Below are 625 nucleotides of genomic sequence, written 5' to 3'. Positions count from 1 at the left end.
AGCCCCCAGCACCTGCCGCATCACCGGCCGCGGCACCATCTGTCGCGGCACCGCGCCGAATAGCCGCCCAGACATCCGAATCCAGCTGTCCGAACACGCCGGTGTCGAATGATCCGCTGGACGCCCCGGCTGGGCGCCACGGCCGGACATCAGTACCGGACATCGCGAGTCAGTACCGGACATCGCGAGCGGGCATCGCGGCTGGGCGCGGGACCCACGGCCGCGGGTGATCCGTACCGGGGTGGCCCGGCGGATCCGGGCGACCCGGCAGGCCTTCGGGCCCGCGGGCCTTCCGGGCCGAAAGCCTTCCGGACCATCGGTATCCGGACCATCCGGATCCGCTTTCCGGACCACCCGGACCCGACGGAAACCGCAGCCGGCAAACGCACGACCGCTCCGTCTTCAACCCACCATGCGCCGGAAACCCGCATGGCCCGAAAAGCCCGCCCGCCGGCAGCATGCCGCAAACATGATCGCATCGCCGTTGGCCGTTGGTCCCGCACTGTGCGTGCCCGAGGTTCCGAAAAGCGTGGCCCACTCGTCATGGGCGAGAAAACCCGGTGGACGGTGCACCTACCCTTGGTTCATGGAGTTCACCCAGTCCGACAAGCTCACCGGCGTCTGC

This window comes from Protofrankia sp. CiP1_Cm_nod3, assembly GCF_982290655.1.
Note: the sequence above shows the minus strand (reverse complement) of the source record.